The organism is Weissella oryzae SG25, from assembly GCF_000691805.2.
Taxonomy (GTDB): domain Bacteria; phylum Bacillota; class Bacilli; order Lactobacillales; family Lactobacillaceae; genus Weissella; species Weissella oryzae.
This window is the reverse complement of the sequence record NZ_DF820485.1, coordinates 165,445-182,038: the sequence shown is the minus strand read 5'-3', so window position 1 is coordinate 182,038 and position 16,594 is coordinate 165,445. Positions and strand designations below refer to the sequence as shown.

General features: G+C 37.4%; 16 protein-coding genes. 3 read left to right on the top strand and 13 right to left on the bottom strand.

Features of this window, described 5'->3' with window-relative positions:
* The first annotated feature begins 9 nt into the window (after window positions 1-9).
* Window positions 10-900 carry a YitT family protein gene (locus TT13_RS02355; RefSeq protein ID WP_027698496.1) on the top strand — a complete coding sequence of 297 codons (891 nt, stop codon included), beginning with the start codon at window positions 10-12 and terminating at the stop codon, window positions 898-900.
* Between the two features lie 47 nt (window positions 901-947).
* Here the strand turns inward: TT13_RS02355 and yidC are convergent, their stop codons facing one another.
* Window positions 948-1,916 (bottom strand): membrane protein insertase YidC, encoded by a 969-nt coding sequence (gene yidC / locus TT13_RS02350; RefSeq protein WP_027698495.1) that lies wholly within the window; start codon window positions 1,914-1,916, stop codon window positions 948-950.
* A 356-nt stretch (window positions 1,917-2,272) separates the two neighbouring features.
* Window positions 2,273-2,710 carry a MarR family winged helix-turn-helix transcriptional regulator gene (locus TT13_RS02345; protein WP_027698494.1) on the bottom strand — a complete coding sequence of 146 codons (438 nt, stop codon included), beginning with the start codon at window positions 2,708-2,710 and terminating at the stop codon, window positions 2,273-2,275.
* A gap of 117 nt (window positions 2,711-2,827) precedes the next feature.
* Between TT13_RS02345 and TT13_RS02340 the strand changes: the two genes are divergently transcribed.
* Window positions 2,828-4,264: an MDR family MFS transporter gene (locus tag TT13_RS02340; protein ID WP_027698493.1), complete on the top strand. Its 1,437-nt coding sequence runs from the start codon at window positions 2,828-2,830 to the stop codon at window positions 4,262-4,264.
* 155 nt (window positions 4,265-4,419) lie between these two features.
* On the opposite strand, the gene TT13_RS02335 is transcribed toward TT13_RS02340, so the two are convergent.
* Window positions 4,420-4,746, bottom strand: coding sequence for an ArsR/SmtB family transcription factor (locus TT13_RS02335; protein WP_027698492.1), 327 nt, complete (start codon window positions 4,744-4,746; stop codon window positions 4,420-4,422).
* Window positions 4,747-4,826: 80 nt separating this feature from the next.
* Here TT13_RS02335 and TT13_RS02330 point away from each other — a divergent pair, with 80 nt between their 5' ends.
* On the top strand, window positions 4,827-5,399 hold the full coding sequence (locus TT13_RS02330; RefSeq protein ID WP_242868507.1) for a cadmium resistance transporter: 573 nt from the start codon (window positions 4,827-4,829) through the stop codon (window positions 5,397-5,399).
* Between the two features lie 323 nt (window positions 5,400-5,722).
* Here the strand turns inward: TT13_RS02330 and yjeM are convergent, their stop codons facing one another.
* The 10 genes from yjeM to mutM all read right to left on the bottom strand — a co-directional run bounded on the left by yjeM (window position 5,723) and on the right by mutM (window position 16,418).
* Window positions 5,723-7,210 (bottom strand): glutamate/gamma-aminobutyrate family transporter YjeM, encoded by a 1,488-nt coding sequence (gene yjeM / locus TT13_RS02325; RefSeq protein ID WP_027698490.1) that lies wholly within the window; start codon window positions 7,208-7,210, stop codon window positions 5,723-5,725.
* 205 nt (window positions 7,211-7,415) lie between these two features.
* Complete coding sequence (locus TT13_RS02320) at window positions 7,416-8,417, bottom strand: nucleoid-associated protein (RefSeq protein ID WP_027698489.1); 1,002 nt, start codon at window positions 8,415-8,417, stop codon at window positions 7,416-7,418.
* A gap of 69 nt (window positions 8,418-8,486) precedes the next feature.
* A complete protein-coding gene (locus TT13_RS02315; RefSeq protein WP_027698488.1) occupies window positions 8,487-9,962 on the bottom strand; it encodes a HAMP domain-containing sensor histidine kinase in 1,476 nt (491 codons plus the stop codon).
* A gap of 12 nt (window positions 9,963-9,974) precedes the next feature.
* Window positions 9,975-10,664, bottom strand: a complete 690-nt coding sequence (locus TT13_RS02310) for a response regulator transcription factor (RefSeq protein ID WP_027698487.1) — start codon at window positions 10,662-10,664, stop codon at window positions 9,975-9,977.
* Window positions 10,665-10,779: 115 nt separating this feature from the next.
* Window positions 10,780-11,544 carry a YibE/F family protein gene (locus tag TT13_RS02305; RefSeq protein WP_027698486.1) on the bottom strand — a complete coding sequence of 255 codons (765 nt, stop codon included), beginning with the start codon at window positions 11,542-11,544 and terminating at the stop codon, window positions 10,780-10,782.
* Window position 11,545: 1 nt separating this feature from the next.
* Window positions 11,546-12,565 (bottom strand): YibE/F family protein, encoded by a 1,020-nt coding sequence (locus TT13_RS02300; protein WP_242868506.1) that lies wholly within the window; start codon window positions 12,563-12,565, stop codon window positions 11,546-11,548.
* A 95-nt stretch (window positions 12,566-12,660) separates the two neighbouring features.
* On the bottom strand, window positions 12,661-13,629 hold the full coding sequence (gene dnaI, locus TT13_RS02295) for a primosomal protein DnaI (protein ID WP_052348511.1): 969 nt from the start codon (window positions 13,627-13,629) through the stop codon (window positions 12,661-12,663).
* Window positions 13,622-14,968 carry a DnaD domain protein gene (locus tag TT13_RS02290; RefSeq protein WP_027698483.1) on the bottom strand — a complete coding sequence of 449 codons (1,347 nt, stop codon included), beginning with the start codon at window positions 14,966-14,968 and terminating at the stop codon, window positions 13,622-13,624. Before TT13_RS02290 ends, dnaI begins: the two co-directional genes overlap by 8 nt.
* Before the next feature lie 15 nt (window positions 14,969-14,983).
* Window positions 14,984-15,583: a dephospho-CoA kinase gene (gene coaE, locus TT13_RS02285; protein ID WP_027698482.1), complete on the bottom strand. Its 600-nt coding sequence runs from the start codon at window positions 15,581-15,583 to the stop codon at window positions 14,984-14,986.
* On the bottom strand, window positions 15,576-16,418 hold the full coding sequence (gene mutM, locus TT13_RS02280; RefSeq protein WP_027698481.1) for a DNA-formamidopyrimidine glycosylase: 843 nt from the start codon (window positions 16,416-16,418) through the stop codon (window positions 15,576-15,578). The genes coaE and mutM overlap by 8 nt, the downstream gene beginning before the upstream one ends.
* Window positions 16,419-16,594: the final 176 nt, after the last annotated feature.

Below are 16,594 nucleotides of genomic sequence, written 5' to 3'. Positions count from 1 at the left end.
AGGAAAAATATGTCAGCAACTGTAAATACTAACCATATTCGTATTCGTGATCTATTACTTTTTACTGTCGGTACTGCCATATATGGTTGGTCGTTAATTAATATTAATATTCCAAATGCCTTAGCAGAGGGCGGCGTATCAGGAATTACTTTGATTATCCGCGCATTGACCGGCTTTAATCCGGCCTATGCAACTTTATTGATTAATATTCCCCTACTAGTTTTTGGTTACCGCCAATTAGGCCGAAAAGCTTTAATTTATACCATTTTTGGTACTGGGGCTCTTTCTTTTTGGCTATGGTTTTGGCAATTATTCCCCTCACACTTTAATTTGCACCATGATATTTTTATTTCAGCCCTTCTAGCCGGCCTATTTGCTGGTTTTGGTTCAGGTATTATTTATCGGGCTGGTGGGACTACTGGTGGAACCGATGTGTTGGCGCGAATTTTTGAAAAGAATTTTAGTATCCCAATGGGCCGTTCGCTCTTTGCTTTAGATATTGTTGTACTACTTGCTTCATTGGTTTATATCGACATAAATCATATGATTTATACACTGATTGCCTCTTTCGTTTTTGCTCAGATTGTCAATTTTACGCAAGAGGGTGCTTATCCAGCCAAGGCCTTTATGATTTTCACTAGTCAGCCAGAAGAAATGAGCCATGCAATCATGGATAGTTTAGGCCGTGGCACATCACTCTTAACAGCGGAAGGTGGTTATACCCATAACCAACAAAAAGTTGTTTATGCAGTTGTAGATTCTTCAGAAATGGCAACCGTTCGCCAGATTATCGCTGAGGTTGACGAACGTGCCTTTGTTACAATTATTAATGTACAAGAAACCTTGGGCGAAGGCTTTACTTTTAGTCGGCCTAAGCGAAAATTTCTTCATTTAAGTTAGTTCTACACAAAAATAGGTTACCTCATCTGAGGTAACCTATTTTTTATTTATTCTGAATCTCTTTGTTGTTTACCGGCATTACGTTCCCGGTTAGCTACCTTTTGATCCGTTGTTTCATGTTCAGTTGCCTCAATGTCTTTTGGCTCCTGCGTCTGCTCATTTTGCGAAGCTGCTTGCTGGGCTTGTTGCATTGCACGTGCGAAAGCACCTTGGGGTGCATCAGACTTTAGTCGTCCGGCTAAGGCATCATCAGCGACATCTTTAACCACAAAGCTACTTTCAACATTACGCCGTAAGCGTGGTCGCCAAATTACGATGATCAACGTTTGTAAAACCACCATGATAGCTCCAACAAAGAAGTACAAAGCAATACCGGCATTAGTGATATAAGTCATAAAGAACATCATAACTGGCATGATATACATCATTGTTGCCATTTGCTTCTTTTGTTCCTTGGGTACGCCAATCATTGATAGCCATGATTGCAGTGCATAGACGACAGCTGTAGCAATTGCCAGAGTAATACTCTTCTCGCCTAATGTAATACCAAAGAAGGCCGCATTACCAACTCCGTGGGCATGTTGAATTGCTCGATACAAACCGAAAAAGATTGGCCATTGAATAACTAAAGCCGCAAAATTCATACCACCAAGCAGTGAAACGTTATTCTCACGATAAATTGACATCATAGCTGCACTAGCTTTTTGCTGATCCGCAGGTGTTGTTGCAGCCTTTTGTGCTGCCTGTACTTTTGACAACTGTGGTTGTAGCATCCGCATCTTTTCTTGCTGAATCGTTGCTAGTCTTTGTTGATGCACCATTAATGGTAGCATAATCGTCCGTACTACGATTGTCAAAATAACGATAGACCAACCGATAGCATTAACCCCACCAATTGAATGATCAACATATTCCATAAAAGTGGTCAGTGGTCCTTGCAAAAAACCAATTTTACCTGTAATCAACAGAACAACTAACACAACAAGTAATATTGGGGTTATCCCTTTAATCTTCATTCTTTAACTTCCTTCAAATCATTTACTTTATTAAATCGATAGAATAAATTATAACATATCGCTAGTCTAAAGGCTTGAAAATACCCAAACTTTTATTAGCTATTACCCTAACTTACGCATAAAAAAACTTACTATATTGTTTGAACTCTATCAACGAAGAATACCTGTAGATTAAGCAAGTCTTGCTGTTAATTAACCGATTAGCTCTGGTAAAAAGTATTCACATCGTATAGTTATCACCTTGCAGTACTTTGAAAAGCATCCATATAAATGCGACATAAAATATCAGTCGCAAAATCAGCTACAAGCCTAATTACTATACACTAAAAGTAAATTTAATCCACCACGACCAAACATTAATTCGTTAAATTACTCTCTAAAAAATTATCCATCATTGATAATATCCGCTTCAAATTTACCGTGTCTTCTTTGGAAATACCCGCAATTAGCTTTCCATCAATATCAATAAATAGTTTGTCTAGGCGCTCGATTAATTTTAGACCTTTTGCAGTAACATAGATCTTTTTTGATCGATCTTTAGTTCCCCTGCTAGCATAGCGCTCAATATAATCATCGGCTTCAAGGTCTTTAAGTAAATCAGATGTGCTTGACCCTCTAACGCTAAGATATTCGGCAATTTGCTTTTGATTCAAACCTGGATTCTTAGCAACATAAGAGAGCGTCCTAGCCTGTGTCCTAGAAATATCATATTCTTGTGATAGCTGATCATATTGCTGACGCTGCTTCATTAATACACTGCGTAACAACCTTGCTATTTGACTTGCTTCATCCATAATAACCAACGGCTCCTTTTTCAAATAAGTCATCTAATATGTTGACATATAGAAACTAACACCTATAATTCTATTTATCAAATTCGGCGCCGAACTTGATAAAAGGAGAATTCAAAAATGAAAAATTTAAACAAAGATTATAACCGTGGCTTATTAGTAACGGTTGTAATTATCAGTGCTTTTATCGCTATGTTGAATCAAACGATTCTATCTGTAGCTCAACCAACGATTATCAGTGATTTAAAAATTAGTCTATCAAATGTTCAATGGCTATCAACCGGCTATTCATTAATCGGTGGCATTTTAATCCCTATTTCCGCTTGGTTTGCTAACCGTTTCAATACTAAAAAATTAGTGATTGTTTCATTGACCATCTTTTTAATTGGTACAGTGGTTGCATATCTAGCAAATGACTTTACATTTTTACTAATCGGTCGCTTGATTCAAGCAACTGGGGCCGGAATAATTTCTGGGCTTACAATGGCAATCTTATTTTCAGTTTATCCAAAAGAGAACCGTGGAACCCCTACCACATTATTGGGTATGGTCTTTGGAATCGCCCCCTCAATCGGCCCTACTTTGGGCGGATACATTGTCGATTCATTGAGTTGGAAGGCAATCTTTGGTCTTATCATTCCACTATTAGTAATTGATATAATCTTGGCAGCAATGTACATGTTTGATGTTATTCCTCATAAGGATACCAAGTTGGATGTTCTTTCAGTAATTACCTCTACTCTTGGCTTTGGTGGCATCCTTTATAGCGCTTCCCTTGTTGCTGACAATGGTTGGTCAAGCTTTAAAGTCTTATCAACCTTAATTTTGGGTATCGTAATTCTTGGCATCTTTATCTGGCGCCAATTAACAATCAGTAACCCAATGCTAAACCTAAAAATTTTTGCTAATCGTAACTTTACTGTTGCGGCCATCATTGGTGCTGTCGCACAAATCAGTATGGTGTCCGTTGAATTTATTTTACCTCTATATTTGCAAAATGTCCGTGGTCTTACCGCTTTAGAATCAGGTCTAACCCTCTTACCTGGTGCAATTGTCATGTTCATTTTGGCACCACTATCCGGTAAATTAGTCCAAAAAAATCTAGGTCGCTTAAGCATTATCGTCGGAATTTCCGTTATGACGCTAAGTACCTTAATTCTATTAACTATCAACCTTAACACACCAATCTGGGCAGTTATTAGCATATATGCCCTACGTAATGTTGGCTTAACATTTGCGATGATGCCAGCCGGAACTGTCGGCATGCACTCACTAACACCAGACTTAATTAGTCATGGAAGCGCTGGCAACAATGTGGTACGCCAAGTAGGCGCCGCAATTGGAACTGCTGCACTTGTTTCTGTAATGCAGAATGTTTCATCTTCAACCGCTCCTAGCGAGAACCTACTAAAAGTTCATCCCGAGGCTTTCATTCATGGTATGAAGGTTGCAATGTTAAATGGTGCACATGCTGCCTTACTTATCTCAACGATAATCGGTGTAGTCGGTATATTCTTTGCCTTCTTGCTTAAGGCTAATAAGCGGGTAAAGAATTAATTAGATACTTGTTTTATATGCTTTCTAAGCTATTTCAACGCTATTGCCTACTTATTCACAGGCTAATAACACCCGCTTTAAAAAATAGTGATCTGCTTCAAATTTAGAAACAGACCACCTTTTTTATTTTCATAAAATTTATTAAATGTATTTCCCTATTTTGCAGCTAAATTACAATCTTCTTTAGCTAAGACATGCTTAGCATGCTCCATTGTAGAATTAATTACGTTTAAGATATGTAAGTCCTCAAGACCATATAAACTTTCCTTGCCTTGCTTATTAAAGGAAACAATTTGATACTCCCTTAATAATCGCAACTGCTTAGATACGGCTGGTTGCGATATTTTTAATTGCTCAACTAATTCATTTACTGTCATCGGCTTTTGTTCTAATAAAAGTAATATATTCATCCGTGTCGAACTACTTAAAACTTTTAAGACGTTTTCAGCTTTATTAATGACAAGTTTTTCGTTTTTATCCATTTTTACTTACCTTGTTCTGTATTTAAACATATAACCATGTTATTATATAACCAAAATAGAATGCGTTTAGAGGTCAAATAATGAACATAACATTACTAACAACATTATTTATTGGTGCCAACTTAGATTTCTTCTTAATACTGATATTTTTATTACAAAAATATAGATTTAAAGATACTTTTTGGGGGTATGCAGCTGGTGTTGTTTTATTATACATCTTAAGCACCATTGCTGGTCAAACGATCCAAGCATTCATTCCAACTTGGACAATTGGAATCTTAGGTTTAGTCCCCATCTGGTTTGGTATTAAACCCGGTGAGGAAGAAACCGTTGCTGAGAACAATAATCCACATAAAACAATCTTTGTCGTTTTCTTTATATACCTTATTTCTTGTGGCGCAGATAATTTGGCTTTATATATTCCAGTGCTTGCCACCCTTAATTTAACCGAGTCACTCTTGGGCGGTCTATACTTCCTAGTACTAGCCTTATTAACTAATATACTTGCTTTTTATACTGGCAGAACTAAGATTATCAAGTCAATCTTTGATAGGTATGGTGAACCACTAACACGAGTAATCTATATTGGCATTGGAATTTTTGTTATGTACGATACAAACTTACTATTAAAAATTTATCAATTATTTGTATAATTACTTTGGTAAAAAGCATCTGTTAGATTTTAACACTAACAGATGCTTTTTTTACAGCAAATTACACATTATTCTTACTAGCTAGTATGCTTATACTTTTATAGCACATCTATTTAACTGAATAACCACATTATGAATTTAGTTTAGTTTTGTCATTCATTCAAAAATAACCGGTCCCTTATATCTACTAGGGTAAATATACCTCAATGTAATTATAGCTAAAAAAACGTCTATTCGCATTGCTGTGAATAGACGTTTATAGGCATTCAAGATAAACCACACATTGAGTTTCTTCTTAAATATATTCCTTTATTAACTATGCTTTATAGCTTGTGTCCTGCTCGACGCTCACCAATTTCAAACATGATTAAGGCGACTGCTCCAAAGACAATTGGTCCAGCAGCGGTCCAAATTCCATCAAAGTAATCTTTAATCTGGAATGGAGCCACAATCGTCAAGACGATTGAAACAATAACCAAAGCTTCAACAAGTAGTGTCACAATCCAAGTTGCTGCCTTACTCTTGTAGAAAACAAAAGGACGGTCAACATTATTTAGACGCTTAAACATGGGGAAAGCGAAAATTAGGAAGACATATGGCAAGGTTGAAGAAACGTTACTCATATTCGTCAATACTTGATAAAGTTGCGTTGCACCATTACCACCAAAGGCAATTGCTAGAATCAAAATTGCAACGATGATTGCTTGTCCCCAGATGGTGAATGAAGGTACACCATGTGAGTTCAAACGACGCATCCGCTCTGGCCATACTTCCTTTGGAGAACCCATGATAAATGACTTCAATGGTGCGTATGATAGCACGAAGAAGGCACCTGTATAAGCCATGAACATTGACAAACCAGCGAAACGGGTGAAGATTTGTCCAAGCAATACTTCACCGCCATGACCCATACCTAGGGCATTACCCAATTGATATCCTAGATTGCTCATCATGACATAAGTGATGTTTCCAAGGTTGACAGCTTTATTGTGGAACAAAGCTGACCAATTAGAAGATGCACCCCACAAGAAGATTGATAGTGAATAACCAACACCAATCAAAACGGTTGAAATCAAAACGGCCTTAGGATAAGTCTTTTCAGCCTTATCGACATCCTTCATCACACCACCCATTTGTTCCAAACCGGCGTATGCGAAAATACCATAAAGAGCAAATTGAATTGCTTGACTTAGCTTATGGAATGAGGGATTTGATGATTGTACAAACGAGCTAACCTTAAGTGGCTCTTGGAACACTCCATGATGTCCAATTAAGATAACGATTGAAGCAAACAACAAGATAAGGTTCAAGGCCATAACGAACAATCCACCAACTGATGAAATCTTAGCAACAGATTGAACACCACGATTAACCAAAATTGCAACAATAACTACGAAAATAACTGCTAATACACCAACGGTTTGCAAACCATTCATACCAAACAATGACCAGGTCTCTGTTGTGTCAGAACCAAAAAGTAAAGTTGAGATTGTAATCCAAACTTTTTGCGAAACGTTAATCATCCAGATAATCCAAGATGCAATAACAATAAAGGTAGCGACAAAGGCCCAGCGTGCACCAATACCAGCTTCCATCCAAGAATAGATTCCACCCTCAGATTCCTTCAATGCAGCTCCAAACTCAGCATACATCAATGATGTTGGTAGGAAGAACAAAGCCCCACCAATCAAATACCAAATAATTGAAGCATAACCCATTTGGGTAAAGGCAACTGGCCCATTGGCAAATCCGAATACTGATGTAAAAATCATCATTATTAAGGCGCCTTGACCGATTCGTTTCTTATCCATACGAAACAATTCTCCTAAAACTTAAACTATGAAAAAAATTCACCAAAAACAATTTATATTACTTTACCCCTTTAACAAAAAAATTGCAAATTTATTAGAATTCAATCTGAAAAACCTATGTTTTTTTATAATTATCCAGTATTTCTTTTCAATTACTAAATTAATTCATATCAAAAATGATTAATTTAAATTCAACTGTTAATGCCTACCCATTGAAGGTATTCATTATACTTTCAATATCTTTTACTAGTAATGATAAAGAACCATCCGGATTATTTATAATTTCGACTTTTCTTTTATCATGAAAAATATTTGTTGGAATTGAAATTTCAATACCAGAATCTAATTTAAAACGCTGAATTGCAAATTTTTTCTCATATTTCATTGGATTGGCTAAAATAATCTCTTGATCCAGCTCCTTATCATTAGCGACTTGTTGAAAATCGGTCTGTGCGGCTATATTTTCCTTAAAGACTTTATGACTGATTTCTTTAATATTGATCGTTTCACCCTCTGAAATTTGCTCAAAGACGCCTTCTTGCGTATTTGCATAAGCCTCGTGTAAAGGTAAATCATACTTATCAGCTACGGTTTTAATTACTTTCTTTAACTCTGTTAGTTGTACCTTATTTGAGTTGGCTGGTTCTAACTCTAAGAAGCGTTTTGAAAAATTGTTTACTCGATGCCCGTCAATCAAATAATTCTTCTCAATCAATACATAGTCACCTGTCATTAAGTTTACTACGATGCCTTCATCAGGTCGTTGACTAGCAGCTGGTAGAACCGCTTGATTCAAAACTAGTTTGTTTACCATCATATCATCTTCATACTCAACGTTATGAGCATACCGGGGTGCGAAATTTAGTTTCAATAATGCAAAAAAATCATCTTGCCCTTCTGAATATTCCAAGCTTAGCATATCACCGGCGGGAACTTCTTCTGCTGCTGCAATGGTTTCAAACAATTTTTCGGCTAGCTGTCCGGTTTTTTCGGCAAAAGTCTGCGTATTATTGTTATCAACATAGGCAGATAAGAAATCATCTGCTTGTAATTGGCCACTTTTCACATCACCTTGATTTAATTTTTCCAATAATTTTTCCAAATATTCATGAACACCACTTTGCGTCAAATTTAGTTCACCTTGCGATGTTACTAAATGGCCAGCGTCCTTATCTAAAATATGTAAAATTGCATGTTTAATAATCATTTTGCTACCCCATTATTTTAAAAGAAAAGCCTTGGCTGCTAGATAAATTTAAGCGACCAAGGTTAGACTCTATTTATTTTTAGCTTTAATTGGCAAGGTAATTCTAAAAATCGATCCTTGCCCTAAGACTGATTCTAGCTCAATATGTCCGCCGTAACCTTCGATTAGTTTCTGGGCAATACTAAGGCCTAGACCGTTTCCTCCTTGTTTACGTGAGCGAGCCTTATCAACGCGATAAAAGCGGTCAAAGACTCGTTCAGCGTCCTGTGGTTTGATGCCTTCACCGAAGTCTTGCACTGCTAGCATCACGACTGGTCCTGTTGAGGAGGCTGCAAAGTGAACCTCTTGGCGTTTACGACTATATTTAACAGCATTGTCAGACAATATAATTAAGATTTGTTCCAAATGATCGCGCGACATATTAACAATCGTGGGTCCTTCTAAATCGTCCTCTAACCCAAAGGTAAATTCAGGATAAATCATCTTAAAATTATTATAAACTGAATGAATTACATCTTGAACATCTGTATCCCCTTCAGTAAAGGTTAATTCGACCTGATCTGCACGTGTCAAATCAAGCATCTCTTGGACTAACCCTTCCATCCGCCGCATCTCTGTTAAAGAAGCAGTAATCGACTCAGCCAAAATTGCCGGATCATCTTTACCCCAACGGTTTAACAATTCCATATGCCCTTTTACAATTGCCACTGGTGTTCGCAATTCATGCGAAACATCCTCAACAAATTGATGTTGTTGCAATATAAAGCGTTGCATGCGGTTCAACATATCATTTACTAATTCTGCTAATGAACTTAACTCATCATGAAAGCGCGATTGAATAATAACCCTGTCTGGTGCCTGTGGATCCTCTTTTAGATGGTCAACAACCTTTTGAATGTCGGCGACTGGCTGTAGGAGCAGCCCGGACCACCAGTATCCAAAGAGCGCAATTAACATTAGGCCAATTGCGATTAATAGGCCACTAATTAAATAAATCCGTTGGAAGATTTTATGGACAACTGCTAAATTATTTTGAGTTACAATATAGCCTAATTTTTGCCCGGCATTGTTATAAAGTGCCTCTTGCCAGAACAAATTTCCCTTTAAATTTAAAACTTTGTGTTCAAAATAAAAATCATGCTTCTCACCCGGCTTAACACGAAGGTCGGTTGCTTGTTTTGGATAAACTTGCTGCCCGTTTACTTTGAATAAAGCAATTTGATAGCCTGGTTTGGAAACGTTCATGGCAATGGGGTCATCAGTAATCTCACTAAAATCAGTGCCCTTTGTGCTTAATAAATGGTCGATTGATTGCTGATCTAATCCACCCTTATCTAAATTACCAAGCCGTTGCTTGATTACTAATGCTGAGTGCTGCATCTGTAGCTTTTCATTATGTACAAGCTCATTTGAAAAAGCAATATTCAAAAATAACGCAAATAACATAAATATTAAAAAAACACCAACAGCTGAACCGAGCGCCCATTTCCAGCGCAGCGACATCCTACGCTGTGGTGTATTTTTAACAATGGTTTCTTCGGCCATTGGGGGAACTCCTTACTGCCGCATTACATATCCAGTGCCGCGCACGGTCTGAATATATGATGCATGTGAGTCGGCTAAATCAATTTTATTACGTAAATAACGAATATAAACATCAACAACATTGGTTTCAATTTGTGAATCGTAGCCCCAGACCTTTTTCAAAAGATCTTCACGACTTTGTACAACATTGATATTTTCCATTAAAATAAGCAATAATTCGTATTCACGCTTTGTTAGATTAATAATTTCATTTGACCGCCGTACGATCCGGTTTTCTTTTTCAACGGTTAAATCTCGATACTTAACCACACTCTGATGAGTACTATGCTCTTCAGTCTCAATATTAATCCGTCTTAACAAAGCGCGAACTCGAGCTAATAATTCTTCAATTGCAAAGGGTTTAACTACATAATCATCTGCACCATAGTCCAAACCTGAAACACGATCAATTACTGAATCCCGTGCGGTCATCATAATAATTGGTGTATTTTTAACTTCGCGTAAACGCCGTGCAACTTCGAGGCCACTAAGCTCTGGTAGCATTAAATCTAATAAAATTAAATCATAATCATTATCTAAAGCTGCCTGTAGGCCACCGCGCCCATTGTCCTCAACATGCGTTTCATAGCCTTCATGCTGTAATTCTAATTCCACGAAGCGCGCCAAATTCACCTCATCTTCAACTACAAGGATATTGCTCATCTGGTCACCCAACTCTTTCTTTAATAATCTAATAAAATACCAATAAATTATGGCTAATACGCCCAATGATACCATATATTTCTAATATATGGTATCAAAATAAAGGCCGTATAGCTTAATTTTTACGCTCTTTTTTCAAGTGTTCTTGCCACCGATATAAGCCAATCATCAGAGGTAATACTAAAATAACCCCCAAAATTGCATATAACAAGGATAACATCGCTGAAACAAAAAGCTTTGAATTAATAATTGTTGCTAAACTATAATTTAATTTCGCAAACCAAATCGCTAAACTTAAAAAATCAGCCATAAAACCAAACAAGACAGTATTTACCGCAGTACCAACGATCTGCTGACCAACCCGCGTAGAGGCTAAGACAAATTTTTGAAAATTCATATCTGGCTGACTCTCACGTACTTCCTCAATTGCCGTAGCAATAGCAACTGCTGCCTCAGCAATTGCACCAAGTGTTGCCAATAGTGCGGCAACTACCCCAATAGTCACAAAGCTAATATTAATTCCTAATGAGAGGCCTTCCAAAGAATCTGAATTTTGTTCAGCAAAGCCTTGAGCCATTGCCAAATGTTCAAGTGGAAAAATCAGAACCGCCAATATAAGCATAATTACAATTGCAACTAACAGAGCGTTTGCCGTCACTTGCTCACTTGCTCCAGTACTCAAAATTGTAATCAATAACACAATACCCCCACCGATAATTAAAATCCAGGTTGCATTAAAGCCAAATGAAATTGCTGTAATCATTACAACTAAGATTGCAAAATTTAACCAGAGCGAAATAAAGGCACCAATACCTTTAAATCCACCAACTAAAAACATTAAGCTAAAAAGGATAATACTCAACAAAACTGTGACGGTCATGCTAAGCCCCCTTTCGTTGGCCAAGGTACTTTAATAAAGCGACCCAGCCAATCCCTACTGGTACTGTTAATACAATGGCAATTGCCGAGATTAAAGTTTGAATCATTCCCAAAGACATATTCTGCATATAGGTAAAAGACCAGGTATTACCGTTATGTAGATACAAAATTGCCATTGGAATTTCTTCAGCAATAAAAATTAAAAAAAGTACATTTGTTAGAGCTCCAAAAATTTCCTGACCAACTCGTCGCCCGGCCTTAACCAAAGCTGATAAAGAAATTTCAGGATTCTCTTGCATCAACGCAAAGAGTGTAGCAATCATATCAGTTGCTTCATCCATGACTGCTCCCAACACACCCACTAAGGTCATTGCATAAAACAATGGTTTTGGTAGTTGCGTAATGTACTCCATTAACTCTAAGTGCAGACCATTACTATTAGTTAAATTGAAAACTAAATTTGCTAAGAACATTGCCAAAGCTGAAGTCGTAATCACAGTTAGCATAACCGTCCACATCAACTTTGTTCGAATCCCCAAGACTAAGCCTAAAGTAATAATCGAAGTGATCAGCGCAAAACCGGCAAAAAGCCAAAAAATATTACCATCAGGCAACCGTAAATCAATATAAACAACCAAAACAAAAAGGCTAACATTGATTAGTAAGGACAAAGCAGTTAATCGACCAGCTTTACCCATCATTAAAACTAAGCTACCGATGATTAATATCAATATTGGAACCCAAAATTGATCACGTTTCATTGTTGAAAATTGCCAAACATCATTATCAGCCTTCTGCAAAAAAATACGGTCATTAACCTTTAAGATTTGCGTAATTGCCTGTGCTGAATCAGCAGTATTCACTAGCTCAACCTGTCTACCAATATTTTTACCATTAGCCATGCGCACACGTACAAACTGCTCATGCTGAGTTACTTGATTATCAAATTGATCACTTTGGGTGCTTTTGCTATCTTTTACAATCTGTGTCACTACCCCCATTGGTTGCTGATACATTTGCATATTATTGTTAAAAAAAACGTAGCTCCCTACTGCCAAGAATATTAGCACCGTAAACTGCATTATTTTTAGCCGGTATATCCGCAAAAAATTAATCATTAATCTGTTAGACGCCGATTTGAACCAGACATCATAACCTCCTTTGCCAAATACTTAATGCGTTGCATTAAACGTTCAGCTTTAACTGGCTCTTGTCCATCTCGTGTCGTTAAGAGATGTTCTTTTTCTAATTGTGCCATTGAAAAGTTGGACGTAAAGAACGTAGGCAACTCATTTTGCATTCGATATTCTAAGATTACCCCCAAAATATCATCCCGAATCCAAGCACTCATCGACTCCGCTCCAATATCATCTAACACTAAGATTGAGGCAACCTTAACGGCAGCTAATTTTTCAGCAACTTTATTAGTTTCAATGGCTCCTTTCATTTCATTAGTGAAAGTTGGAAAATGCACCAATGTAACAGCTACACCAGCTGAAGCAAATTGATTTGCCATTCCAGCCATTAAATAGGTTTTACCAATCCCATAAGAACCATGGACATAAAGTCCCCGATGAAATTGTTTAGGTGTTGCTAAGTATTCTGTAATAAAGCTTACAACCTGCGTAAAAGCAACTTGCCGACCTGCATCGGCTTTTGCATCATAATCAGATAGTTGGGCCCGTTCAATCAGCTTAGGCATACCAATGGCCTGAACTAATTGCCCTTGTGCTTTTAGTTTTTGGCTAGCTATGGTCTGTTCATCTGGTTGATATAAGATAACAATTTGGTCCGCCGATAAGGTTAATACCGGTCGATACCCTTGATGCACAACTGCTTGTCCACTTTGCGCACGCTTTTGTTGATTAAAATATTCATACAAAACTGCAAAATCACGATTGACAATTGTTGGTGTAACTTGGTTATTTGTAATAAATTCTTGAATTGTTGTATCAGCCAAAACCATCTGCTTAATTGCTGCTAAAGAAGGATTTAAGTTAAGTTCTTGCATTTTTTCACGCATTGCTCGCCCTAAATCCATTTGACCACCTTGCACACTCTTATCTGAAAAAATTCGATCAGCCATTATTTTGCTCCTTTTCAGCCTTAATCTTTGCATTTAAAGCTGCCAGTGCGCTTTGTGCTGCACTTAATTCATTTGATGCTACTGGGGCAACTGTCTGTTTCTCCCAATCTGGACGTGTTTCTTTGACTATAGCTGACCGACTTGTGTATCCTTTACGTCCTCTATTACTCTTTTGAGTGTCGGCACCTTTATGCGTATTACGCTTATTTAAATAAGTAAAAGCAGCTTTTGCATCAGTTATACCAACCTGACGCCAATCATTTACAATCGCCTGTAATAAAGCCTGACTCAAAGAAGCCCGATCCTCACGAGCTGCTAATTGATAAATTGCCACGTTTAAAACTTCAGTTGGTAAATACTGCTCTTTTACCAACTTAGTGATTGTCTTTTGTTCAGCATCTGTTACAAAGCCATTCTTTTGTTTGCGCAATTTTGCTAAAAACTGAAGTGGAGATAGATCCTTAATTGCTTTTAATAGACTTTGTTCTGCCGTTAATGGTTGGTTATTCTTCTGTTCTAGTTTAACTGGTACTTTTTTTACACTATCCGTTTTTTTAGGTAACTGAGTCTGACTAAAATCGTTCGCCAATTTACTCTGCAAAGCATTTATATTAATTTTAGCATCTGCCTGCAAAGTACTTTGAATGTTACGCGCTAACTCTAAGTCCGATAAAGCATACAACTGTTTCAATAGTTGTAATTCATTCGTATTCTTTAACAAATCAGCCTTTGTTACCCCATTATTTTGCAGTAAATTTGTCAACAAAGTTAAATCGATTTGTTGGTCAGCTTTAACATGGAAATTTATAATTGCCTTTTCTTGGTATGCATTTTCACTAATACTAGTCGTTATATGCTCGAAGGAATTTGTACCAATCACTTCAAAGAAGGATTTGGTAATATTTTCGCCAGCAATTTCAACATTTGAAGCTGTATATCGACTCACAATCTCGGCATATGCACCATCCCCCAAATAGTGAGCTAATAACGATGCCAATAATGGCTCTGCTAAAAATGTTTGTGGTACTTCGGGCATAAATACTTTATATACCCATTGTGTACCGGCTTGTAAATCCTGTTGATAAGTTTGTAAAAGACCTAAAGCCTCTAATTTTTCACGGGCAGCCTTAAATTTGGCTTGATCAATCGCCAACTGATCAAACAAGTCTGCATGTCGTATTTGTGGACTTGAACTTGGCAATTGATAGTACAAGGCCATGTAAATCGAAAAAGCATCTCGACCAATAATTGGTAAATATAATACAGTTAATGCTTCTTGTTCAATTGCCGTGATTGCTCTTACTCGCACAGTTCTAAAACGTTGATTCAAATTAAACATACCGGCTTGCCTCCTTTAATTATTTCTTTTGATTGCATCAATAATTTGATCAACTTGTCGGTATGTTTCATCCATACTACCGCTGTTGTCCACCACAAAATCAGCCTTCGCAACTTTCTCAGCCAAAGGCATTTGCGCCTTAATCCTTTGTTGCGCAGCAACTCTTGTTAGATTGTTCCTCTGCATTAAACGCTCTAACTGTATTTCTGCTGAAACTGTTACAACAATTACTGGCTGGGCCTGTGCTAAATTACCACTTTCGTATAATAAAGGAATGTCTAAAATCACCAACTGATTACCAGCTTCTTGATATTGTAAAAGTTGGCGGTTAATCTCACTATAAATATAAGGGTGGGTAATCGCGTTTAAATCTGCTAAAGCCTGAGCATTAGAAAAAACAAATTCTCCCAAGGCCTTGCGGTTTAATGTTCCATCCGCATTAAAAACAGAATGACCAAAAACTTCTTTAATTGCTAATAGAGCTGGCATACCCGGCTTGATAATTTCACGTGCAATAAGATCTGCATCAATAATTGGTAGCCCCTTTTGGGCTAGATAACTAGCCACTAAGGATTTGCCAGAGGCAATTCCACCAGTTAGCCCAACTTTAATCATCTTTAGACCTTTCTACTTGGCAAACCGGACAAAAAGTCGTCCCTCTTTGCGCAACTTTAATTTTTTCTAGCGGTGTCCCGCAACGTAAACAAGGTTCTCCTACTCGGCCATAAACTTGAAGCTCATTTTGAAAGCCACCAGCTCCTCCAAAAGCATTTGTAAACGAATGAATGGTTGTACCATGATGCTCAGTTGCTCGTGCTAACTCGTTAATAATATTTTTTCGTAGTTCAGCGAGCTCTGTGACACTCACTAGATTTGCTGGTGTCTTTGGGTGTAATTTACTCTGCCATAAAGTCTCATCAACATAAATATTCCCTAAGCCAGCAATATGCTTTTGATCTAATAAAAAGGGCTTTAGCCGTGTTTTACTATGTTTAAATTCATCAATCATATAGTCCAATGTCAGTGTCTGCTCAGTGGGCTCAGGGCCTATTGTTGCTAACCCACCTACAGTCATTACCTTATCACTATCAATTAAGACCATTCGCCCAAACTTACGGGTATCACGATAAAATAAATCAGTGCCATCATCCAAATGAAAAGTAACTAAGTCATGTTTACCAGGCTGTGTGCCTTCGGGCACTGTATAGTAGGCACCCTCCATCCTTAAATGAGAAACCATAGATAGCTCACCAGTAAAATTAAAAATCAAGTATTTCCCTCGCCGCTTGATATTCAAAATTCGTTTACCAGCTAATGCTTGATTAAATAACTCTGGCGCCATGCCGCTAATTGTTTTCTCCCAACGAACTTCTGTTCCAATAATTGTTTTACCAACAACTAATTGTTCTAGTCCACGTCGGACCGTTTCCACTTCAGGTAACTCTGGCATTATGCTTCTTCCTCCCTTTTGAATAATTTCATCGCTCAACTTGGTAAACACCCTAATTCACTACCTTTGAGTTTTTGAAACTAGCTCTTAAAAGCGTAATCTTTAAAATTATTGTATCAAAAAATAAAAAAATGCCCTAATTTACTTACTGACTATGCGTCAGTATTTTAGCTATT